Source organism: Affinirhizobium lemnae, from assembly GCF_022968395.1.
Classification (GTDB): Bacteria; Pseudomonadota; Alphaproteobacteria; order Rhizobiales; family Rhizobiaceae; genus Neorhizobium; species Neorhizobium lemnae.
Window position 1 is genome coordinate 34,904 of sequence record NZ_JALJQZ010000027.1, and the last position, 21,014, is coordinate 55,917.

The following is a 21,014-nucleotide window of genomic DNA, read 5'->3' on the forward strand; positions in this document are numbered from 1 at the left end:
TTGCCTGACAAAGCCGATCAAGCAAACACCCCCTTGCAGGAACGCTGACGATCCAGGAGCGCACTATCTGTTGCGATGCGTTTTCTGACGGACTTGAGAGGCAGCCATGATCGCCGCCGGTCATGGATGAACACCGTACCGGAAAACCGATGCGGAGCCACGGACACCGACTATCTGGTTTTGAGGAACTCCGCCAACGTCGCGTTGAACCGGTCCGCAGCCTCGACATTGACGATATGGCGCCCCGGCAGGGACACATGCCGACCATGGACGACGGATGCAGCGATGTATTCCAAATCGCTCGGCGGGCAGACAGGATCGTCCATGCCGGAGATGGCGAGCACCGGGTGGTCAATTCGGCCGAGATCGACACGAAGATCCGCATCACGCAGGGCTGCACAGCAACCCATGTATCCATTGATTGACGTCATCCCGAACGTTTCGATGAAGATCTGAACGACGTCCGATGCACTCGACCGGAACTCCGGCGAGAACCATCGCTCGGCCGTGCCCGAAAGCAAGGGCGAAAGACCCTTCTCCGCGACGGCATCGATCCGCGCCTGCCAGGAATCACCGGTCCCAATCCTGGCCGCCGTGGCACAGAAAATGAATTTGTCGAAGCGGTGGCCAGCATGGATCGCGAGCCACTGCCCAACGAGCCCTCCGATAGATAGCCCGCAGAAATTGGCCTGCTCGATCGCCAGATGATCCATCAACGCGATGACGTCATCCGCGAGCTCAGACAGCGTGAAGGCAGAAGGAGGTGCGGATGACAGACCATGTCCGCGTCGATCATAGCGCAGGATCCGGAAATCCTTGGCCAGAGCCTCCATCTGACCATCCCACATGTGAAGATCGGTACCGAGCGAATTGCAGAAGATCAGCCAGGGCTTGTCGGCGCCTGCCCCGTCGAGTCGATAGTGAAGGCGATGGGTAGGCAGGTCGAGATACGGCATAGGGTGATCCTGTGATGAGAAGGCCCGCAAGCGAGCCTTCCGAATGCTGGTTTCAGGCCACGACGGGTGTCCGTAGAATCTGCCGTGCATTGAGCGACGCATAGGCGAGCATGGCAAATGCCGAGATGACGGCCGGAACAGCGAAGAGCATGAAGTTCTGTTGCAGTGGCAGTTCCTGCGCGAGAAGGTATCCCCCGAAGGTCGGGCCGACAATGGCGCCGATGCGGCCGACACCGGATGCCCAGCCGAGACCGGTGGAACGGATCGAAAGCGTGTAGAGCTGAGCAACACTCGCGTAGAGCAGGATCTGAGTTCCGATCGTGGTTGCACCGGCAACGAAGACGCTGATGAACAAAAGAACGGTCGGCAGTCCCATTCCGATCAGCGCAATCGAAACAGCGGCGGAAGCGAAGAAGCCGACGACGACCTTCGGAAGCCCGAAGCGGTCTCCCAGACGACCCCCGAGAATAGCTCCGGCCATGCCTCCGAAATTGAGAGAAAACAGGCTGAGCAGGCTTGCGCGCTCGGCATAGCCGGCCTCCTGCAGCACCTTAGGCAGCCAGGACGACAAGAGATAGACAAGCAGCAGGCAGCAGAAGAAGGACACCCACAGCATCGATGTGCGTAGCCCGCGTTCATGGCGGAAAAGCTCAAGCACGGAGGCCGAAGAAGTTGCCGTTTCGCTGAAGATCAGGCGGTCGCCCTCGGCAAGCCGCTCGCCGGGTAAGAGTTTGGAATAGATGGTTCGCGCTTCCGTCTGGCGGTTCTGGCGGATGAGAAAGCCAAGCGATTCCGGCAGGTTCCAGAGGATGAGCGGCAGCAGGACAAGCGGGATAGCAGCGACATAGAACATCCATTGCCAACCGAAGGACGGGATGATGGCGATGCCGAGACTGGCCGCCACCATGCCGCCAATCGAATAACCGGAAAACATCAGGGCAACCATCGTGCCGCGCAGCCGCTTCGGCGCATATTCGTTCATCAGCGCCACGGTATTGGGCATCAGGCCGCCGCATCCCAGTCCCGCGATGAAACGGAAGATCTTGAACTGATCGGGCGACGTGGCAAAGCCGGTGGCAACCGTTGCGGTCGTGAACAGTATGAAGCTGAGCGCAATGCCTTTCTTGCGACCGATCTTGTCGGCGAGCGGTCCGAAGATCAGGGCACCGAACATCATGCCGAACAATGCCCAGGCTTGCAGCGCTCCGGCTTGCGGCTTGCTCAGGTTCCACTCGGCAATCAGCTTCGGCAATACGGTCCCGGCCACGAAGACGTCGTAACCGTCCACGATCAGGAGCAGTCCGCAGAGACTGAGGATCATCCATTGAAAACGGCCGAACTGACCACTGTCTATTGCTTCCGTCACATCTATGCTGCGCATGTTCACTCCTCCCAGTGCGTGTGCGTGATGGTTTGAATTCAGCCGAGATCGCCGCCTGCAACAGGCAGGATGGATCCGGTGATGTAGGAGGCCTCGTCCGAAGCCAGGAACAGGATCGGGGCAACCTGCTCCGAAAGGGTTCCGTATCGTTTCATGAAACTCGATTGCTTGACCTGATCGACGACGTCGCGCATCCAGGCCTTTTCCTCGGGCGTGTCGCCGTCGGTATTGCGCGGAACGCGCCGCTGAGGCGCTTCCGTGCCCCCCGGTGCCGTCGCGACCACGCGAATGTTCCGGTCCGCAACTTCCATCGCAAGCGATTGCGTCAGTGCATTGATGCCACCTTTGGCGGCGGAATAGGGAACCCTATAAATGCCGCGGGTGGCATTCGACGAGACATTGACGATGGTGCCCGTCCCGCGCGCAAAGAGATGCGGCAGGACGGCATGACAGCAATAGAGCGTCGGCATCAGCGATCGGCGGATCTCCGCGTCGATCTGCGGGGCTTCGAAGGCATCAAAGGGTCGCATACGGATTGCGCCGCCGACATTGTTGATCAGGATGTCGATACCACCGAAAGCATCCGTAGCATGACGCATCGCTGCCGCCGCACCATCATGGGTTTCGAGGTCCGCAACGAAGCCAATTGCTCTGTCTGTCGAAAGCTCAGCCACCACCTCGTGAACCAACTCTGCCCGATCGACGAAGAGCACCCTGCCCCCTTCCGCCACGGCCCGCCTTGCGACGGCAAGACCTATGCCCTGGGCCGCGCCCGTGACGACCAGGACCTTGTCCCGAAACCGCCCTTCAAAGGTCAGCGTGCTCATGCGCTTTCCTTCAAGGCGAGGTTTGGTGTGAACTTCTCGTAGTGGAAGCTGTTCGGGGTGATGGCGCGGTCGTTCAACCAGCTTCGAACCGCATCGACCATGGGCGGCGGGCCACACAGATAGACATCCGTTTCACCGCTCGGAAGACCGGCTGGCATGTGATCCGTAACCCAACCCGTGCGCGGATGCCGGGAACCCTTGTCCGCAACGACCGTGGTGAAGGTGAATTGCGGCAGGTGATCCGCATAGCTTTCCAGCACATCCACGAGAACGAGATCCTCGTCCCGCGTGACCCCGTAAACGAGGTGGACCGGCTGCCGCGACGGATTGTCGGCAAGTACCTCCAGCATCGAGAGGAAGGGCGCAAGGCCCGTGCCTCCGGCCAGGAACAGAAGCGGACGATCTGTGTCACGCAGATAAACGCTGCCCAGGGGGCCGGTCGCCGTCACTCGGTCGCCGGGTTTGGCATGGGTCAGCCAGTTGCTCATGAGCCCGGAAGGCAGCTTCCTGATCAGGAAGCCAAGGTGGTTGCCACCCGGTGCATTGGTGAAGGAATAGGAGCGGCTCGCCCCGGTTCCAGGCACATCGAGATTGATATATTGCCCCGGCAGAAACTGCGGCCTGCCGTTGTCTTCAACCTGCAATTCCAGAACCACCGCAGCATCGCCATGAGGCGTCACACGGGTCACGGTGGTCACGAGCTTCTGCTGCGCCGTCTTGCATACCGACGAGCGGGTCGGAACGGAAACGACGCCATCACTCGTCGGCCGCATCTGGCAGGTCAGCACAAGCCGCGCTGCTGCTTCGTCCGGGCTGAGAGCATCCTCGATATAGTCGTCGCCGAGATCATAGGTCCCGGTTTCCGAGCGGCACTTGCAGGTGCCGCAGACCCCGTCGGAGCAATCCATCGGCAGATTGATCTGGCTGCGATAGGCCGCATCCAGCAATTTCTCGCCCGCCCGACAGTCCACGAAACGCGTGACGCCGTCTTCGAAATTCAATGCGATCCGGTAACTGCTCATGGTTTCTCCTCCTCGAGAAAGGCGAGCTTTCTGATCTGTCAGATGTGGTAGATATCGATGACCTGACGGATGTAATCGTTCTTCAAAACGATCTTCTTGGCCGCGATCAGGAAGCCCGTTTCTGCCCGCCGCAACGTCAGGAACACCGTCCCGAAGAAATGGTCGGTGATCTTGTAGCGATGGTTCAGCGTGTGAAAATTGTAGCGAAGCGCGATTTCGGCACCGTCCTCCGACAGGATCTCGAGGTTCGAGATCATATGGCTGGTACGAGGCTCGGGCGTGGATGCCCCCGACCGCTCTGTCTTGATGCGGAACACACGATCTTCGAGACCTCCTCGATCCGGGTAATAGATCAGCGAGATTTCGCTGTGCGGATCCTCGGTCAACTGATCGTCGTCGTCCCAGGCGGGCATCCAGTAGGTGGCATCTTCTGCGTAGCAGGTCAGCCATTCGTCCCATTGACGGTCGTCGAGCAGGCGGGCTTCGCGATACAGAAACGCGGCGACCTGAGAGTGAATCGTGCTCATGCGCCGGCTCCTTCCATTTCATGGGCCAGTGCTTCGCGCATGACTTTGGCCCAGTATTCGTGCTGGCGCACAAAGAGCCCTTCGTCCTCACTGCGTTCGCCCGAAAGAAGCGGGTTCAACCCCATCTCGCGGGCATTTTCATCCGGACCGTCGATCCAGAGAGGAGCGCCGCGCGAGAGATCGTTCCACAGGGCCGCCGTGCCGGCATAGCCGGTCTGGCAGGCACGAAATTCCTCGAGGTCGTCGGCCGTGCCCATGCCGGACACGTTGAAGAAGTCCTCGTACTGGCGGATACGCAGTGCGCGGTCGGCCGCACTTTCGCCCTTCGGTGCGAAACAGAAGATGCTGATCTCGGTCTTGTCGACGCTGATCGGGCGTGTCACCCGGATCTGCGTACTGAACTGGTCCATCAGGAAAACGTTGGGGTAGACGCAGAGATTGCGGGTCTGATTGACAATGAAATCGGCCTTGTCGCTGCCGACGCGCTCGCGGATCTCGTCGCGGCGATTGTAGACCGGGCGCACTTCCGGATTCATCGTTTTGGTCCAGAGCAGGATGTGACCATTGTCGAAGCCGTAGACACCGGCGACAGATTTGCTCCAGCTGTTGGCGTCGACTGCCTTGGTGCCCTCTTCTTTTCGGCGACCCATGGTCGCGGCATAGTTCCAGTGAACCGAGCTGACGTGATAGCCGTCGCAGCCGTTCTCCATCTGCAGCTTCCAGTTTCCATCATAGATGTAGGAGGAGTTTCCGCGCAGGACTTCGAGACCGTCCGGGGCCTGATCGACGATCTGATCGATGATCACCTTCGTCTCGCCTAGGAAGTCCTCAAGCGGGGCAACATCGGCATTGAGGCTGCCGAACAGGAAGCCGCGATAGTTCTCGAAGCGGGCAACGCGCGTCAGATCATGCGATCCATCCTTGGCAAACTGCTCGGGATATTGCGTCGTCTTTTCGTCCTTCACCTTCAGCAGCTTGCCGCTGTTGGAGAAGGTCCAGCCATGGAAGGGGCAAGTGAACGAGCCCTTGTTGCCATGCTTGCGGCGGCAGAGCATCGCGCCGCGATGGGCACAGGCATTGATGACTGCGTTGAGCGTCCCCGTCTTGTCACGGGTGATGACGATGGGCTGCCGACCGATCGAGGTTGTGTAGTAGTCGTTCACCTCGGGGATCTGGCTCTCATGCGCGAGATAGACCCAGTTGCTTTCGAAGATGTACTTCATCTCCAGTTCAAACAGGTCTGCATTGGTGAAGATGTCACGGCGGCACCGGAAGACGCCTCTCTCGTGATCGTCTTCCACCGCATTGGTCAACAAGTCGTGCAGGGCAGCATGTTTGTCGATGATCTTGGACACGGTCTCTCTCCCGCCCCGGAAGGTCTCTCCCCGCCGTGGCAACGATGTCGATGAATGATGATGGTATGGGGAGGCGGCCCGGTCCTGCCGGACCGCCTGACAATCAGGCGGCGGCGCGCGGACGCAGGGCGTTCACCTGAACTTCGGGACGATTGAAAATATTTAGGCTCATGTCATGCCCTCCTCACATGGGATGAATTGAGCCGGATTGCTCCGGTGTTGTCGTCTGCGGTCGTCGTCGCGAACAGCAGAGGGATAGCGCAGCAACGGCATCACATCGATGTCCATGAACCTGAAAAGCGGCAGACCGGAACGCAACGTGTGTGGTGCTTCATTGTCGGCCACATCGAAATGTTGATATTTGCAGGTGTCTAAAGAGGTGCATGGATATCTTGTTCATGAGGATAATAATGGAAAGGATCGGGCGCCCAGTCCAAGACTGTTTGAGTGTCGTACTATACCTTGAAGGTATGTTATTTGTTACATCTACTGGATTTTCGCTTTGATTTAGTGCAATTTTCTCGAACTATGATAGTTTCGCGCAGGTATGTAGATGGATCTCAGACAGTTTCGGTATTTTGTGGCAGTGGCTCGGGAGCGCAACTTCACGCGCGCCGCTGAGCTTTTGCACATCGCGCAGCCGCCCTTAAGCCGCCAGATCCAGTTACTGGAAGAGGAACTGGGCGTAGATCTGATCATCCGCTCCAGCCGTCCGGTCCGCCTGACAGAAGCCGGTCGTGTCTTCTACGAACAAGCCCTGCAGATTCTTGGGCGTGTCGAACAGATGAAGGAAGCCACCCGTCGCGTGGGTCTCAACCAGAACAGTGTTCTGTCGATCGGCTTTGTGGCATCAACCCTTTATGGTGGACTGCCGGCGCTTGTGCGAAAACTCAGGCAACAGTCACCGGATCTCGATATCCAGCTTCTTGAGATGATGTCAGTCCATCAATTGCCTGCGTTGAAGGAGGGGAGGATCGATATCGGCTTCGGACGACTTCGCCACAACGATGGGATGATTGTTAGCACTGTCTTGCGCGAGGAACGACTGGCCGTTGCCATTCCGCAGAGCACACCGCTAGCTTCCACCAGTGAACCGCTGCAGCCTCAGGCCCTGACTGGCGAGAAGCTGATTGTCTACCCCCGGGAACCGAGGCCAAGCTTCGCCGATCAGATCCTGAACATCCTGCTTGATCGTGATGTTCGACCGGCGCAAATTCTGGAGGTAAGCGAAATCCAGACAGCCCTTGGTCTTGTAGCCGCAGAAGCGGGGCTATGCGTCGTGCCGTCCTCAGCACGCAAACTAAGGTCGGATGTCCACTACCGCCTCCTGGAGGGTGAACGCGCAACTTCTCCAATTGTGCTGAGCCACCGCGCAGGCGACGGCTCGCCGCATATCGAGCTGGTCAAGCGGCTGATCCAGGAAATGTATCGTGAAAACCCGATCTCGCTCGGTCTCGAACACAATGCGACGGTCTCCCGGTCATTATAAAGCGTTTGTGCCCAACAAGCCGAGAAGAGCTGTTGTATTGGTCGCCAAATCGGCAACTGATGTACGCTTCCTCCACAGCAAACGACCTTTGGGTTGATCTCATACCGCATTGAGAGCGCTCTCAGACTCTTTTGACTATATTGCATTGCTCGACGGACTGGCTCTGTCGTCGTGGCGATCCCCTGTAAAACCTGGCCCATAGTGTGCCACTATACTTTTGCAAGAAAATTGCACTACAAAAGCTCTGGATCAAGCAGCCTATCGCTGTAGAATGGGCGATCATCGCCGATCAATTGCCAGGAAGGCACCGATACTGATCAGGCCCAGGAAGCCAAGCAATAGAAGCGAGATCGTTGTTCCCGCATTCGCCAGCAAGAAGGCGAGCGCAAAGGGCGCGAAAGCGGATGATACGAGGCGAGCGGAGATAACCTTGCCTTGCAACACTCCATAGCCTGCGCTTCCAAACAAATGGAGCGGTAAGGTGCCGGCCGTGATGCTGTAGAGGCCGTTTCCAAAACCGAAGACACAGGCAAAGAGCATGGCCGATGCGATGGATGGCGCACCCAAAAGCAGTGCGACAGGCGCAATCGCCATCAGAACCGCAGAAATGATCGCGAGCGCCAATGGCGAAAGATCGCGACCGAACAGCATGTTGATCAGGCGGCTGGCCACCTGCGACGGCCCAAACAGGCTACCGGCGATGACCGCGATACCGCCGAGACCAAGCGCTGTCAGCAGTGGCACCATATGCACGAGGATCGCGGAACTCAGGAGCGCTTGTGTGGAAAGAGCAAAGGCCATCAACAAAAACCCCTGACGCCGCCGGTCGGGCGCAAGCAATCCGGGGATTTCGGCCCTGGGTCCGGCTGAGATGTTCTGCTGACGGCGCGACCGGCTCAACTGGCCTGCAAGCCAGAGATGGGCCGGAAAACAGATTGCGAAATTCAAGACGGCAAAGAGCCGATAGATCTCCTGCCAGGTCATCCAGCTATGCAGGGCCGACGTGAAGGGCCAGAACAGGGTTGAGGCGAAGCCAGCGATCAATGTGAGATAGGTAATGCTGCGCGTGGCGGCGGCAGGCTGCAACTGCACCAGCAAGGCAAAGGCCGCTCCATATTGCACGAGATTGGCAGCCACTTCGAGCATAAGCAGGCAGACCGCGAAGGACCCCATGCCGGAAGACAATGAGCAGATGATGAGGGCAAGACTGGCAACGACGCTGCCAAAACACATGACCTTGCCCGCACCGAAGAGATCGAAAGCCTTGCCGATCCATGGCGCAGCCAGTCCGCCCGCCAGCAGGGCACAGGACAGAAGAGCAAAGATCCACTCGGTCGAATGACCGAAATCGCGCGCGATAGCTGGCGCCAGAATGCTGAACGAATAATAGAGCGTTCCGTAGCCGATGATCTGGGTTATGCCGAGAAGGATTACGGCAGCAACCGGCAAGCGGAGGTCAGACAACCCTTTTGCCTTCAGAATCCAGCACCTGTTCACCATCCTCCTTGCGGAACTCGCCTTGAGGCGCCGCGGGCAGGATGTCCAGCACCAGTTCCGAGGGGCGGCAAAGCCTTGTGCCCAGTGGTGTCACGACAAAGGGCCTGTTGATGAGAATGGGGATATCGACCATGGCTGCCAGCAATGCATCATCGCTCAGACCCGGATCATCGAGACCCAGATCCAGATAGGGTGTGCCCTTCTGGCGTATGGCTTCGCGGACGGAAAGCCCCGCGTCCGATATCATCTGCCGCAATCCGTCCACCGAAGGAGGATTTTCGAGATAGGCGAGGATTGTCGGCTCGATGCCGTGATGACGGATCAGCGCAAGCGTATTGCGGGACGTCCCACAGGCGGGATTATGGTAAATGGTGACATCCATGGTGGGTCTGGCTCTATGCTGTTCGGTGGGACGCGGCGAACATTGCTCATTCTAGAGTAGGACTCAAGGCTATGCCAACAAGTTCCGTCGAAAGGCCCTTCAGATGGCCGGGTGCCTCGCCAATCCACCCGGAGCATTCTGGATGCATGCAATCAGTTTGACATAATCGCGCAGTAGTCAGGGGCCGGATAGGAGTTGGCGACAGCTATGAGCATCGGTCCCAGCGTTGAAACCATAGAGGAAGCTGGAGACGCAGATGTGTTTCCGATGCCCCCCGGCTCGTCGCTTGCAAGAGCCGAGAAAGTACCTGTCGAAAGGCGTCGGCATGTCCTCAACTTAATCATCATCGGTCTTGTCAGCCTCTTCCTATTCGCACCCGGCATCAACCTGATGCCACTAACGGATCGCGATGAGGCGCTCTATGTCCAGGCCAGTCGGCAGATGCTCGAAACAGGTGACTGGGTTGATATCCGCTTCCAGCAGGAACCCCGCTACAAAAAGCCGGTCGGCATCTATTGGCTTCAAGGCCTGTCGGCGAAGGTGTTTGGCGAAGGGGCTGCCAGCCCTTTGTGGATCTATCGCCTGCCCTCCCTCTTCGGCGCCCTTCTCACGGCCTTTTTCACCTATGCCATTGCGGCGCGAATTGGTGGATCAAAGGCAGGCCTTATCGCCGGGCTTCTTGCCGCAAGTACCGTAGAACTCGCCTTCGAAGCTCGCATCGGCAAGACGGATGCCATGCTCTGCGCAATGATCGTTGCGTCGCAGTTCGGGCTCGCTTGCGCCTATCTCGACCCGCAGCGCAGGCAGGTGCTGTGGCGCAACGGGCTGTTCTGGATAGCCCTTGGGCTCGGCACACTGATTAAAGGCCCGGTTGCGCCCATGATTGCAGGCCTCACCATCATCGGATTAACGGCGACCGAGCGAAATCTGTCGCTGATCCGCGCGCTCTCGCCCGTGCGCGGCGTTCTGGTCTATCTACTGGTGGTCCTTCCCTGGCTCGCGGCGATCGGCTGGATTTCGAAGGGTGCCTTCTTTGCCCAGTCGGTCGGCCACGACATGCTGGGCAAAGTCGCGACAGGACAGGAAGGTCATGGCGCCCCACCCGGAACCTATCTCCTCATTGGCCTCGGCACCTTCTGGCCACTCTCCATCTTTGCCTCGCTTGCCATTCTCTGGGGCTGGACACAGCGAAAAAGCCCTGAAGTGCGCTTCCTTTTCTTCTGGGCGGTTCCCGCCTGGTTGATCTTCGAATTGATCGCAACAAAACTGCCGAACTATATCCTGCCCATGATGCCCGCCCTGGCCGTATTGACCGGCCTTGCCCTGGCAGACAAAGGCCTGCGGACCGAAAGCCGCTGGTTCCGGTTCACCTATTTTGGCATCGCCGCCCTCGGTATCCTGCTTGCAATCGCCCTGAACGCGGTTTTCTATGTCTCCGAACACAGGCTATCCTGGCTCGGCATGGCGCTTGGCTGCGTACTTGCCTTGGTGGCCGTTGCGGCCTGGCGTCTGCTGGTAGCGAACAAAATGCGAGAGGGGATCGCCGTCTCCATTCTTGCTGCCGGTATGGCCTATGTCCTGGCCTTTGCCATCATCCTGCCCGGTGCCGAACGCCTGTGGCTGACAGATCGCATCGCCAATGCAGCGACGAAGATGATCACCTGCCCTGCACCGATCATCCTGACCGTCGGTTACGAAGAGCCCAGCCTCGTCTTCCGTCTGGGTACGGGCATGCAACGCCTGGCTGCCGATGATGCAGCCACGGCATTTTATCGCTCCTCATGCGCTTTTGCAGCCGTTACAGTCGGGGAAAGCGAGAATTTCCAGAAGAGCCTGCTCGCGCTCGGGGAAGTTACGACCCCTGTCCAGATCGTCGAAGGACGAAATCTGAACGGCTTCAACTTACGCCAAATGCAGGTCTTTCTGAAGCGCTGATATAGCCACCACCCCGGATAAGGCTCTAATAGAAATAAAATTGAAGGTTGCGTTCAATGGAACTTGCTTGAAACACCTACAGTTCTGGCGCACCAATTTCATGAGAATTTTGAGGCTTAGATGGTGTCGTCAGCAGGTGATGACGATCAGCATCCAAAATCAACGTGAATAAATACTATAATTTCATTCACCCGATGGTCGAGCGGGAGAGGATGTAATGAATATATCTCGCACAATCTTCAAGGAAAGCTCCCAGCTGCGCTGTCAGCGACATTGGCCGGAAGTAGAAAGGTTCGATGCCCGCATTGCACGAACAAGCTTCGCCACGCATGCCCATGAAGGATTTGTCATTGGCATTGTCCTCACGGGTGTGCAGTCATTCATCCATAAGGGGATCGATCATGCCGTCCCAGCCGGTTCAATCACCTTCCTCAATCCGGGTGAGCTGAGTTCGGCAGGAGCCTTGAAAGGCCACAGCGTCCAGTATCAGACCCTCCATGTGCCTGCCCAGGCAATGGAAAACATTGCGCTTGCGGGTTTTCGGTTTCCCATGCCCGTTCTCTACAATCACTCCATTGCGCGACGCCTGAGCGAACAACTGGCCATGCTGGATGCGACCCGTGAAAAGGCCATTTGGCACGCACGCCTGACGGAATTCCTCCATCAATGTACGGCGCTTTTTATTTCCCGCGAAAGGCCTGATGTTGAAGTCGAGGATGCACGGATCACAGTTATTCGCAGATACATCGAAGACAATCTTGTCTCTTCCCTGGAACTGGATACTTTGGCCGAGCAGATCGAACTCAGTAAGTTCCACTTTCTGCGCCTGTTCCGCGCACATGTCGGGGTAACACCGCATGTTTACATACAGGCGCGCCGGACGGCCCGGGCGAAGATGCTGCTGCGGCAACATGCTCCGGCCCAGGTCGCAGCGCTTTGTGGCTTCGTGGACCAGAGCCATCTGACCCGATGGATACGATCCTGCTATGGCACGACCCCGAGTGTCTATCACAAGCAGTTTCGCAGTCTCAGCAAGCTCGCCTGAATTCTGATCCGCTGTCAGCCTCACGCCGTAATCACCTATGTGTGACAGTAAGACAGGTGACAAGCGAGACGGGCTGTGGCCAAGCAGATCAAAAAACAGAACCTGCCCACCAAGGTTTGCCAAACCTGTGGACGCCCCTTTTCCTGGCGCAAAAAATGGGAGCGAGACTGGGATAATGTAAAATATTGTTCTGACCGCTGCCGAACCTCGAAAGGAAGCGCGTCATGATAAGGCCTCGTATCGCTATCATCGGCGCAGGACTGGCCGGCGTTACGCTGGCACGAAGGCTTGATCAGCATGCCGATGTTCTGGTTTTGGAGAAAAGCCGCGGCACCGGTGGGCGCATGGCGACCCGCCACAAGGACGGTGTGAGTTTCGATCACGGAGCGCAGTATTTCACCATCCGGGATGCAGGTTTTCACGCGCTTGTCGAACCGGCCCTTGATGAGGGCGTCATCGAAACCTGGAGCACGCCAGTTCACCACCTGACGGCAACGGGCGCGTTGGAGCAACGCGAAGACCGCTCGCCGCGCTTCGTTGCAGTGCCAGGCATGTCCAGATTGGTTAAATGGCTGGCCAGACCGTTGAAAGTTCAATTCGAAACGCGGGCAATCGCGCTGGAAGGCAAAGTCGGCGACTGGAAGCTCGATTGCGATCACGGCAGCGTGGAAGGCAGGTTCGATTGGGTGGTTTCCACCGCCCCTGCCCCGCAAACCGCCTCCCTGCTGCCGCTTGATCCTGCCGATCAGGAGGCGCTGGAAGGTGTCCGCATGAACGGGTGCTTTACCCTGATGCTCCAGATGAAACCGGACATCGATCTTCCTTTTGCGGCAGCCCAGGTTTCCCATCCGATCCTTGGCTGGATTGCCCACAACAACACCAAGCCGGGCCGTGAGACGGGCAATCATCTTGTCGTGCATGCCAACAATCGCTGGTCGGATACCAATCTGGAAGAGCCGCCGGAACAGGTGCAGGCACGGATGATTGGCGCCCTGGAAGCACTATTGCCTGTGGTGAGAAACGCTCTGATCGCGCCGCCGATCCTCCACCGCTGGCGTTATGCCAATGTGGAAACGCCGCTTGGGAAGCCGTTCCTGCTGGATATGGACCGCCATCTTGCGGCCTGCGGGGACTGGTGCCTCGGCAACCGCGTCGAAGCGGCGTTCCAGAGCGCCAACGCTCTGGCGGATGCACTCCTGTTGCAAATGGAAACAGCCTGATGTCGACGAAGCGCCTTACCCAGAGCCTGACCTTCAGCGGTGCGCTACCCTTCTACTTGCTGCTGATCCCTAGCTTCATCGCGCCGGATATTCGTTTCCACGCTTTTCTGACCTATGGCGCAATCATCGCCTCCTTCATGGCCGGCACCCTCTGGGGTTTGACGCAGCGAGACCGCGATCCGCCGGTGCTCCCGATTGTGGCGAGCAATATTCTGGCTCTGGCCACATGGACGTCATTGCTCATTCCGTCGCAGCTTGTCGCGATCGGGCTTCAACTCATCATCTTCTTAGGCTTGCTGGAAGTAGACCGCCGGATTGATGCCGAGGGGCGCGAGGCACCCTGGTACTTTACCATGCGCATGCGCATTACCGCGGCGGTCGCAATTGCCTATGTCATTCAGATCATTGTTCTGATGACCTGACGGTCACCACTCGATCCTTGATCCGTCATAGGCAAAAAACTGGCCGGATTGCTGCGGAGCAAGTCCGTTCAGCACCGTCAGCAGGTTTGTCGCCGCAACCGCAGGCTCTGTCCGCTCATGCCCGCCGGAATACTTCTCGGAGAGTGAAGTGGCCACAGTGCCAGGATGCAGGGGCACGATGACCGCTTCCGGATTGGTGCGCGCCAATTCGATGGAGGCCGTGCGCAATATCTGGTTCAGGGCCGCCTTGGAGGCGCGATAGGAAATCCAGCCGCCCAGATTGTTATCACCGATCGAGCCGACGCGGGCAGACAGGAAGCCCATCAGGCCCCGCTCTTTTTTCGGCAGAAGCGGCGTGAAGTACTTCGTCACGAGAGCTGTACCGACAGCATTGAGCGCAAACTGGCGCATCATAGCTTCCGCCGAAATCTGCCGGAGCGACTTTTCAGGACCAACGCCATCTATGGTCAAGCCGCCCGTCGCGCAGAAGATCAGATGAAACGGCCCTTCCAGCGCGGCGACTGCGGCTGCAACGCTTTCCTCGTTGGTGACGTCGAGACCGGTGCCGCTACGCGAGAGCGCAACTACTTCGCCGCAGGCAACATCCCCCTTCAACACGGTCGACAGGGCACTGCCAATGCCGCCGCTCGCACCAATAACCAGAGCGCGATAGCCTTGCGGAAGCGAAGTCATGGACAACATGCGAAGGTCTCCTCAAATAATCTATTCTGCTTTACGCAGACAGAAGAGAAGCGGTTTTCCAAAGCTCACACCTTCTCGCCCGCTTCCAGTTTTTTGAGGAAGCATTGCGCGCTTTTCCGGTAGGTGCCACGCTGTTCGTCGCTCATACGCCGCCAGGTGGCATAGGGCTGCGCCAGCCGCCGATTGCCGGAAAGCTTCTCGCCATTGCGATCAAGAAAGTCCCAATAAAGGGCATTGAACGGACACGCGCCCTCGCCAACTTTCTTCTTCACGTCATAGCGGCAGTGCTGGCAATAGTCCGACATCTTCGAAATGTAATTGCCGCTGGCCGCATAGGGCTTCGAGCCCAGGATTCCGCCATCAGCAAACTGCGTCATGCCAATCACATTGGGTGCCTCTACCCACTCATAGGCGTCGGCATAGACTTCCAGATACCATTCATGCACCTGAAATGGATCAATGCCAGCCAGCAGCGCGAAATTGCCGGTGATCATCAGGCGTTGAATGTGGTGCGCATAGGCGTGGTCGATAGTCTCGCCAATCACGGTCGATAGGCACTTCATATCCGTCTCGCCCGTCCAGAAGAAACCGGGCAGCGCACGTTTCGCCTCCAGGAAATTCAGCTCCGTATAGCCCGGCATTTTCAGCCAGTAGACGCCACGCACATACTCCCGCCAGCCGATGATCTGCCGAATGAACCCTTCCACCGCATTCAAGGGTGCCCGACCGGCGCGATACTCCTCCTCCACCGCGCGGCAGACGGCAAGGGGATCAAGGAAGCCGATATTGATATAGAAGGAGATGAGCGAATGATTGAGGAAGGGATCGCTGACCAGCATGGCATCCTGCGTCTCCCCGAACTGCGGCAGAAAGTCCCGAATAAAGCTTTCCAGAACCGTTTCCGCTTGCGCGCGAGTGACCGCAAAGCCGAAACGCTCTAATCTACCAATATGGTCGCCGAAGCGTTCCTCAACGAGCGCGATCACCTCCTGTGATAGCGCGTCCGGCTTGTAGCTCTTGTGCTTGGGGCGCAGAAGGTCCGGGCTGGCAGGCTTTCTGTTTTCGGCATCGTAATTCCAGCGCCCACCCGCTGGGTGATCGCCTTCCATCAGAAGCCCGGTCTTGCGGCGCATCTCGCGATAGAAGAACTCCATGGTCAGTTCCTTACGACCGGATGCCCAGTCGCGAAACTCCTTGTGCGGACAGAGAAAACGGTCGTCGGCGCGAATATCGACGGGCAGACCCAGCAATTGCCGCCAACCTTTCATATCCTCAAGCACGCGCCATTCGCCGGGTTCCGTTACAATCACCCGCTTCGGTGAAAGCTCTGTAACGGCAACACGCAGTTCTTCGCGGAAGGACCCCTTGTTACCCTCGTCATCAAGGCGGCAATAGCGGACGGTGAAACCCCGCTCGCTAAGCTCTTCAGCAAAATGCCGCATGGCCGAAAAGATAAAGGCGATCTTCAGCTTGTGATGGCGTACATAGGTCGCTTCCGCCATCACCTCACACATCAGGATCACATCCTGCGCCGGATCGGCATCGCGAAGACTGGCGAGATTTGGCGACAACTGATCGCCCAGAATGAAGATGAGATGTCTGATGGATGGCATGAACCGGACTTCGCAACGGGGAAACTTGTCCTCGTTACGAAGCTCGGCGGTCGATAGATTACCGCTCTTGCGTCACGCCTTCCGGCTTTTCAAGGGAATTACCCGGCCTGTCTCTTCCGAGGCAGTGCTATTCGGCAAACGTGTCCGTCCGATGGGAAAGCGCAGGATCTTGTCGGTTTCTTCCAGTTCATCCGGGCGGCGCGTCAGAAGTTCATAAAGCTCGGGCACCAGACCATCGCCATTCTGCTGGGCAAGCTTGTGAAGGCCGATGAAGAAAGTGCCATCGCGGCTATCGTGATTCATGGCTTATGCGTTCCGTTCTTTCATGGTCTGCAATGCCCGCTCCAGGCTCGATTTCGAGCCGTTTCTCAAAGGAATGAAAGCCTTGCTGAACTTCTTGCAGCCGGTCTTCACCCGCAGGCATGCATCGTGGCTGATACAGTCGATCGGGCAGAAAACGCAGTCCACGGAGGGCAAGAGCGTATCGATGCGCGAAACGGCCTCTCTCAAACCGCCGTCATGATGAATGAGTTCCGCGCCATAGCTCTCGGCGATCTCGCGCAAATGGGCCACCTGGCAATCCCTGCCGCCGACATAGAGAAAGCTTTTCACGCCGGACGCATCGTCGATCTTCTCAATCGTCTGCAACTGAGTGCCCTTGGCCGAAGCCTTGCCCCCTTGCTTGCCTGCCGGCTTGCGCTTGTCCTTCTTGGCCACGGCTCGTCTTCCCTCGTCTTTATATGCCTGCCCTTGGTGGACACTGCGAGGCGGACCATAGATAACATGACAAACAGAGTAAAGATTAAACTTGATAGAACGGATCATATTTTCGCACGGGCCTGTGAATGCAATCGGCAGACCCGTGGCTGACGGCTGGTCAGTCCCGGTGACGAGAGGTGATCCTGGCTTCGATGGCAGGCGCACAGTCACCGCGCAGCCGCTTCAACATGCTGAGCGGCGTGCGGACCCGAACCAGGGCCTGAACGAAGGCGGATGATTCCGGCTGTGCAAAGACGACCGCCATCTTGTTGTCCTTCAACTGCCGCTTGGCGCAGGTGATGAAGATCTCCTTTTCGCCAAGGCACAGGTAAAACTGCTCCGGCAGGAATTCCAGAAGGTGCCCGTGCAGCAACGCGCCTTCCGTCGAAAGCTTGGTTATGCGCACCTGCATGGTCGAGAAGTTCTTCATGCCCTTGGACGAATAGACCGCACGCACCAGAAGGTTCGTTTCGCGATAGTTGAGATCGATCCGCCCAAGCGTCTGATAATGTTCGGCAAGATAGTGCCGCGATTTCTGTGTTCCGGTCAAAGGCAGCACTCCATCAGCAATCACGTTAATGAAGCATTAGGCATAACCTTGAGCCATCGATCCGACAACGCCGATTGAGCCTCGGAAAAGCGGTGCTGCAAGCCTCGCGCAAGCGTCTCGATCCCGGTCTTGCGTTCTGCCAATTTCCCAAAATTTGACCGATTGATAAATTTTTTGACCGTGTTACCTTTCATACAGTTGCGTAACAAATTCCATAAAAGAGGGAAGCAACATGCACAGACTGGGAAGCGGTATCGCGGGAGGCCGTCTGGCGCCCGCGGAGTACGAACAGAATTTTTCAGACCTTCATCCGCGCTTTGACAAGCACGAGGCACTGGTAGCATCCGACCGGTGCTATTTCTGCCATGACGCGCCGTGCATGACGGCCTGTCCCACCGAAATCGATATTCCGCTGTTCATCCGGCAGATATCGACAGCCAATCCGCTGGGTGCTGCCCGCACCATCTTCTCCCAGAACATTCTGGGCGGCATGTGCGCGCGCGTCTGTCCCACCGAAACGCTGTGCGAACAAGCCTGCGTGCGCAACACCGCAGAGGATCGTCCGGTCGATATCGGCCGCCTGCAACGTTACGCCACCGATATTGCGATGGAACAGAACCGCCAGTTCTTCCATCGGGCGGCGGAAACGGGCCGCACCATTGCGGTTGTCGGTGCCGGGCCTGCGGGCCTCGCCTGCGCGCACCGTCTGGCGATGAACGGTCACTCGGTCGTCGTCTTCGATGCGCGTGAAAAGGCAGGCGGCCTCAACGAATATGGCATTGCCACCTACAAGGCCCCGGACAATTTCGCCCAGAAGGAAGTGGATTATCTGCTGGCCATCGGCGGCATCGAAATCCGCAACGGCATGGCTCTGGGCCGCGACTTCTCCCTGCAGGATCTGGCCGCCGATTATGACGCCGTCTTCATTGGTATCGGTCTTGCGGGCGTCAACGGCCTCGGCATCGAAGGCGAAGAGCTGTCGGGTGTCGATGATGCGGTGGATTTCATCGCCTATCTGCGACAGGCGCAAAACAAGGCGGATGTGCCGATCGGCCGACGCGTGGTGGTGCTCGGTGGCGGCATGACCGCAGTCGATGCTGCCGTTCAGGCCAAGTTGCTGGGCGCGGAGGAAGTCACCATCTGCTATCGCCGCGGCAAGGAGCATATGAACGCTTCCGAGTATGAGCAGGATCTCGCTGCATCCAGGGGCGTTTCCATCCGTCACTGGCTGGCGCCGAAGCGCATTCTTGGCAAGGATGGCGCGGTGGCCGGGATCGAGCTGGAATATACCGCTCTTCGCGATGGTCATCTTGTCGGCACCGGCGAGACGGGCGTGATTGCCGCCGACCAGATCTTCAAGGCCATCGGTCAGTCCTTCAAGGCCAGCGGTCTGGGTGCGCTCTCCATGGAAAAAGGCCGCATCGTGGTGGACGATCAGTGTCGCACCTCCATGGAACGGGTCTATGCCGGCGGCGATTGCGTCAACCGGGGGGAAGATCTCACCGTTTCCGCCGTGGCGCATGGGCGCGATGCCGCCGACGCCATTCATCTTGCCTTCGCTTCCGCCGGTCAGCCGGCTGTGGCCGTCGCTTGAACCGGGAGATGAACCATGGCTGATCTTCGCAATAATTTCGTCGGCATCAAATCGCCGAACCCCTTCTGGCTGGCCTCCGCGCCACCGACTGACAAGGCCTATAACGTCGAGCGTGCCTTCAAGGCAGGCTGGGGCGGCGTGGTGTGGAAAACGCTCGGCTCTGAAGGACCGCCGGTCGTCAACGTCAACGGCCCACGCTATGGCGCAATCTGGGGTGCCGACCGCCGCCTGCTGGGTCTCAACAACATCGAGCTCATTACCGACCGGCCTCTCCAGATCAACCTGCAGGAAATGAAGCAGGTGAAGATGAACTGGCCGGATCGCGCCCTCATCGCCTCCATCATGGTGCCTTGCGTCGAGGAAGAGTGGAAGGCCATTCTGCCGCTGGTGGAAGAAACAGGCGCAGACGGCATCGAGCTGAACTTCGGCTGTCCGCACGGCATGTCCGAGCGCGGCATGGGTTCCGCCGTCGGTCAGGTGCCAGAATATATCGAAATGGTGGTGCGCTGGTGCAAGCAGTATAGCCGCATGCCGGTGATCACGAAGCTGACGCCGAATATCACCGATATCCGCAACCCGGCACGCGCCGCAAAACGCGGCGGCACGGATGCCGTCTCCTTGATCAACACCATCAACTCCATCGTTTCGGTCGATCTGGATAACTTCGCACCTGTGCCAACCGTCGGCGGCAAGGGCAGCCATGGCGGCTATTGCGGCCCTGCCGTCAAGCCCATCGCGCTCAACATGGTTTCAGAAATCGCCCGCGATCCGGAAACCTATGGCCTGCCGATCTCAGGGATCGGTGGCGTGACGACATGGCGCGATGCGGCAGAATTCCTGGTGCTCGGTGCCGGCAACGTGCAGGTCTGCACCGCCGCCATGACCTATGGCTTCAAGATCGTGCAGGAAATGATCTCCGGCCTGTCCGACTGGATGGACGAGAAGGGCCACCGCTCGCTGGATGATATCACCGGACGCGCCGTGCCGAACGTAACCGACTGGAAATACCTGAACCTCAATTACGTGGCGAAGGCCCATATCGACCAGGATGCCTGCATCAAATGCGGCCGCTGCCACATCGCCTGCGAGGATACATCGCACCAGGCAATCACCAGCATGGTCAACGGCGTGCGCCACTTCGAGGTGATGGAAGACGAATGCGTTGGCTGCAACCTCTGCGTCAACGTCTGCCCGGTCGAAAACTGCATCACCATGGTGGGGCTGGAACCGGGAACGCTGGACCAGCGCACCGGCAAGATCGTCGATCCGAACTACGCCAACTGGACCACGCACCCCAACAACCCGATGGCACAGGTTGCCGCGGAGTAAGCGGATTGGAGGAATAAAGATTGGGCGGGGCGCGAGAGTGCCCTGTTCTTACATCGGGAGCCTATATCCGCTCACGTCGCGGGCTTAACCAACAAATATCAAACCCATCCGTAAGTAGTATCGTGATACCAAACGATCTCAGGTAGCCCGTGTCGAATGGCGTGAGCAGCGGCCAGTGATAGGGCTTCAAAATGCCCCTTCCGAAGGTTTTTGACCAAGTCAACTTTAGTGCCGTCGATCACATAACCGATATGCGCCACATCATTCCTCTCATCCTGACCGATTACTTCCACTTTCACCCAAACATATCGGCGCGGACGCTTAGTAACTTTAGAGTCTGACTCGAAAAGCCTTCAACGATATCCATACCTTGCAAGTCGCCTTGTGATCAGGCGAATGTGGGCGATCA

The 21,014-nt window shown here is 58.1% G+C and carries 21 protein-coding genes and 2 pseudogenes; 8 read left to right on the forward strand and 15 right to left on the reverse strand.

The annotated features are described in order from the left end of the window. Positions 1-170: 170 nt before the first annotated feature. The 7 genes and pseudogenes from pcaD to MUU53_RS23385 all read right to left on the reverse strand — a co-directional run. A complete protein-coding gene (pcaD, locus tag MUU53_RS15930; protein ID WP_247261778.1) occupies positions 171-956 on the reverse strand; it encodes a 3-oxoadipate enol-lactonase in 786 nt (261 codons plus the stop codon). A 52-nt stretch (positions 957-1,008) separates the two neighbouring features. Further along, on the reverse strand, positions 1,009-2,337 hold the full coding sequence (locus MUU53_RS15935; RefSeq protein ID WP_247261779.1) for an MFS transporter: 1,329 nt from the start codon (positions 2,335-2,337) through the stop codon (positions 1,009-1,011). Positions 2,338-2,375: 38 nt separating this feature from the next. Further along, positions 2,376-3,164, reverse strand: coding sequence for a 1,6-dihydroxycyclohexa-2,4-diene-1-carboxylate dehydrogenase (locus MUU53_RS15940; RefSeq protein ID WP_247261780.1), 789 nt, complete (start codon positions 3,162-3,164; stop codon positions 2,376-2,378). After that, positions 3,161-4,186, reverse strand: a complete 1,026-nt coding sequence (benC, locus tag MUU53_RS15945; protein WP_247261781.1) for a benzoate 1,2-dioxygenase electron transfer component BenC — start codon at positions 4,184-4,186, stop codon at positions 3,161-3,163. Before benC ends, MUU53_RS15940 begins: the two co-directional genes overlap by 4 nt. Before the next feature lie 38 nt (positions 4,187-4,224). Continuing rightward, complete coding sequence (gene benB, locus MUU53_RS15950) at positions 4,225-4,713, reverse strand: benzoate 1,2-dioxygenase small subunit (RefSeq protein ID WP_247261782.1); 489 nt, start codon at positions 4,711-4,713, stop codon at positions 4,225-4,227. Further along, entirely contained in the window at positions 4,710-6,068 is a 1,359-nt protein-coding gene (locus MUU53_RS15955; protein WP_247261783.1) for a Rieske 2Fe-2S domain-containing protein, read from the reverse strand. Before MUU53_RS15955 ends, benB begins: the two co-directional genes overlap by 4 nt. Before the next feature lie 168 nt (positions 6,069-6,236). Further along, positions 6,237-6,416 (reverse strand): annotated as a pseudogene (locus MUU53_RS23385) (hypothetical protein); the annotation flags it as partial. A gap of 205 nt (positions 6,417-6,621) precedes the next feature. Between MUU53_RS23385 and MUU53_RS15965 the strand changes: the two are divergent. Then, positions 6,622-7,557 (forward strand): LysR family transcriptional regulator, encoded by a 936-nt coding sequence (locus MUU53_RS15965; protein WP_247261784.1) that lies wholly within the window; start codon positions 6,622-6,624, stop codon positions 7,555-7,557. 39 nt (positions 7,558-7,596) lie between these two features. On the opposite strand, the pseudogene MUU53_RS15970 reads toward MUU53_RS15965, so the two are convergent. The 3 genes and pseudogenes from MUU53_RS15970 to arsC form a co-directional block, all read right to left on the reverse strand. Continuing rightward, positions 7,597-7,757 (reverse strand): annotated as a pseudogene (locus tag MUU53_RS15970) (IS481 family transposase); the annotation flags it as partial. A 79-nt stretch (positions 7,758-7,836) separates the two neighbouring features. Continuing rightward, entirely contained in the window at positions 7,837-9,021 is a 1,185-nt protein-coding gene (arsK, locus tag MUU53_RS15975; RefSeq protein ID WP_247261785.1) for an arsenite efflux MFS transporter ArsK, read from the reverse strand. Continuing rightward, positions 9,014-9,436, reverse strand: coding sequence for an arsenate reductase (glutaredoxin) (arsC, locus tag MUU53_RS15980; RefSeq protein ID WP_247261786.1), 423 nt, complete (start codon positions 9,434-9,436; stop codon positions 9,014-9,016). The genes arsK and arsC overlap by 8 nt, the downstream gene beginning before the upstream one ends. Before the next feature lie 207 nt (positions 9,437-9,643). Here arsC and MUU53_RS15985 point away from each other — a divergent pair, with 207 nt between their 5' ends. The 5 genes from MUU53_RS15985 to MUU53_RS16005 all read left to right on the forward strand — a co-directional run bounded on the left by MUU53_RS15985 (position 9,644) and on the right by MUU53_RS16005 (position 14,058). Further along, positions 9,644-11,371: an ArnT family glycosyltransferase gene (locus MUU53_RS15985; RefSeq protein ID WP_247261787.1), complete on the forward strand. Its 1,728-nt coding sequence runs from the start codon at positions 9,644-9,646 to the stop codon at positions 11,369-11,371. Positions 11,372-11,588: 217 nt separating this feature from the next. Then, the gene (locus MUU53_RS15990) at positions 11,589-12,416 is read left to right on the forward strand and encodes an AraC family transcriptional regulator (protein ID WP_247261788.1); all 828 of its coding nucleotides are present in this window, start codon (positions 11,589-11,591) and stop codon (positions 12,414-12,416) included. A 75-nt stretch (positions 12,417-12,491) separates the two neighbouring features. Then, positions 12,492-12,644 carry a DUF2256 domain-containing protein gene (locus MUU53_RS15995; RefSeq protein WP_082547109.1) on the forward strand — a complete coding sequence of 51 codons (153 nt, stop codon included), beginning with the start codon at positions 12,492-12,494 and terminating at the stop codon, positions 12,642-12,644. Continuing rightward, the gene (locus MUU53_RS16000) at positions 12,641-13,636 is read left to right on the forward strand and encodes an NAD(P)/FAD-dependent oxidoreductase (RefSeq protein ID WP_247261789.1); all 996 of its coding nucleotides are present in this window, start codon (positions 12,641-12,643) and stop codon (positions 13,634-13,636) included. Before MUU53_RS15995 ends, MUU53_RS16000 begins: the two co-directional genes overlap by 4 nt. Beyond that, positions 13,636-14,058, forward strand: a complete 423-nt coding sequence (locus MUU53_RS16005; RefSeq protein WP_247261790.1) for a DUF3429 domain-containing protein — start codon at positions 13,636-13,638, stop codon at positions 14,056-14,058. The genes MUU53_RS16000 and MUU53_RS16005 overlap by 1 nt, the downstream gene beginning before the upstream one ends. Before the next feature lie 3 nt (positions 14,059-14,061). Here MUU53_RS16005 and MUU53_RS16010 read toward each other — a convergent pair whose 3' ends face one another. The 5 genes from MUU53_RS16010 to MUU53_RS16030 all read right to left on the reverse strand — a co-directional run bounded on the left by MUU53_RS16010 (position 14,062) and on the right by MUU53_RS16030 (position 17,682). After that, positions 14,062-14,751, reverse strand: a complete 690-nt coding sequence (locus MUU53_RS16010) for an SDR family NAD(P)-dependent oxidoreductase (RefSeq protein ID WP_062553784.1) — start codon at positions 14,749-14,751, stop codon at positions 14,062-14,064. A 74-nt stretch (positions 14,752-14,825) separates the two neighbouring features. Beyond that, positions 14,826-16,373 carry a cryptochrome/photolyase family protein gene (locus MUU53_RS16015; protein WP_281435161.1) on the reverse strand — a complete coding sequence of 516 codons (1,548 nt, stop codon included), beginning with the start codon at positions 16,371-16,373 and terminating at the stop codon, positions 14,826-14,828. A gap of 72 nt (positions 16,374-16,445) precedes the next feature. Further along, positions 16,446-16,676 (reverse strand): hypothetical protein, encoded by a 231-nt coding sequence (locus tag MUU53_RS16020; RefSeq protein WP_247261791.1) that lies wholly within the window; start codon positions 16,674-16,676, stop codon positions 16,446-16,448. Positions 16,677-16,679: 3 nt separating this feature from the next. Next, the gene (locus tag MUU53_RS16025) at positions 16,680-17,021 is read right to left on the reverse strand and encodes a DUF2325 domain-containing protein (protein ID WP_062553783.1); all 342 of its coding nucleotides are present in this window, start codon (positions 17,019-17,021) and stop codon (positions 16,680-16,682) included. 229 nt (positions 17,022-17,250) lie between these two features. After that, positions 17,251-17,682, reverse strand: a complete 432-nt coding sequence (locus tag MUU53_RS16030; RefSeq protein WP_165135033.1) for a hypothetical protein — start codon at positions 17,680-17,682, stop codon at positions 17,251-17,253. A 232-nt stretch (positions 17,683-17,914) separates the two neighbouring features. On the opposite strand from MUU53_RS16030, the gene MUU53_RS16035 reads away from it, so the two are divergent. Further along, complete coding sequence (locus MUU53_RS16035) at positions 17,915-19,276, forward strand: NAD(P)-dependent oxidoreductase (protein WP_247261792.1); 1,362 nt, start codon at positions 17,915-17,917, stop codon at positions 19,274-19,276. Between the two features lie 15 nt (positions 19,277-19,291). Then, a complete protein-coding gene (gene preA, locus MUU53_RS16040) occupies positions 19,292-20,605 on the forward strand; it encodes an NAD-dependent dihydropyrimidine dehydrogenase subunit PreA (protein ID WP_247261793.1) in 1,314 nt (437 codons plus the stop codon). Positions 20,606-21,014 lie beyond the last annotated feature (409 nt).

What these genes read in the sequence shown, in the direction of transcription:
- arsC (WP_247261786.1), bottom strand. Translation starts at nt 9,436, where the DNA reads ATGGATGTCACCATTTACCATAATCCCGCCTGTGGGACGTCCCGCAAT.
- MUU53_RS16010 (WP_062553784.1), bottom strand. Translation starts at nt 14,751, where the DNA reads ATGACTTCGCTTCCGCAAGGCTATCGCGCTCTGGTTATTGGTGCGAGC.
- MUU53_RS15985 (WP_247261787.1), top strand. Translation starts at nt 9,644, where the DNA reads ATGAGCATCGGTCCCAGCGTTGAAACCATAGAGGAAGCTGGAGACGCA.
- MUU53_RS15940 (WP_247261780.1), bottom strand. Translation starts at nt 3,164, where the DNA reads ATGAGCACGCTGACCTTTGAAGGGCGGTTTCGGGACAAGGTCCTGGTC.
- MUU53_RS16005 (WP_247261790.1), top strand. Translation starts at nt 13,636, where the DNA reads ATGTCGACGAAGCGCCTTACCCAGAGCCTGACCTTCAGCGGTGCGCTA.
- MUU53_RS16020 (WP_247261791.1), bottom strand. Translation starts at nt 16,676, where the DNA reads ATGAATCACGATAGCCGCGATGGCACTTTCTTCATCGGCCTTCACAAG.
- benC (WP_247261781.1), bottom strand. Translation starts at nt 4,186, where the DNA reads ATGAGCAGTTACCGGATCGCATTGAATTTCGAAGACGGCGTCACGCGT.
- MUU53_RS15935 (WP_247261779.1), bottom strand. Translation starts at nt 2,337, where the DNA reads ATGCGCAGCATAGATGTGACGGAAGCAATAGACAGTGGTCAGTTCGGC.
- MUU53_RS16015 (WP_281435161.1), bottom strand. Translation starts at nt 16,373, where the DNA reads ATGCCATCCATCAGACATCTCATCTTCATTCTGGGCGATCAGTTGTCG.
- MUU53_RS16035 (WP_247261792.1), top strand. Translation starts at nt 17,915, where the DNA reads ATGCACAGACTGGGAAGCGGTATCGCGGGAGGCCGTCTGGCGCCCGCG.
- benB (WP_247261782.1), bottom strand. Translation starts at nt 4,713, where the DNA reads ATGAGCACGATTCACTCTCAGGTCGCCGCGTTTCTGTATCGCGAAGCC.
- MUU53_RS15965 (WP_247261784.1), top strand. Translation starts at nt 6,622, where the DNA reads ATGGATCTCAGACAGTTTCGGTATTTTGTGGCAGTGGCTCGGGAGCGC.
- preA (WP_247261793.1), top strand. Translation starts at nt 19,292, where the DNA reads ATGGCTGATCTTCGCAATAATTTCGTCGGCATCAAATCGCCGAACCCC.
- MUU53_RS16000 (WP_247261789.1), top strand. Translation starts at nt 12,641, where the DNA reads ATGATAAGGCCTCGTATCGCTATCATCGGCGCAGGACTGGCCGGCGTT.
- pcaD (WP_247261778.1), bottom strand. Translation starts at nt 956, where the DNA reads ATGCCGTATCTCGACCTGCCTACCCATCGCCTTCACTATCGACTCGAC.
- MUU53_RS15990 (WP_247261788.1), top strand. Translation starts at nt 11,589, where the DNA reads ATGAATATATCTCGCACAATCTTCAAGGAAAGCTCCCAGCTGCGCTGT.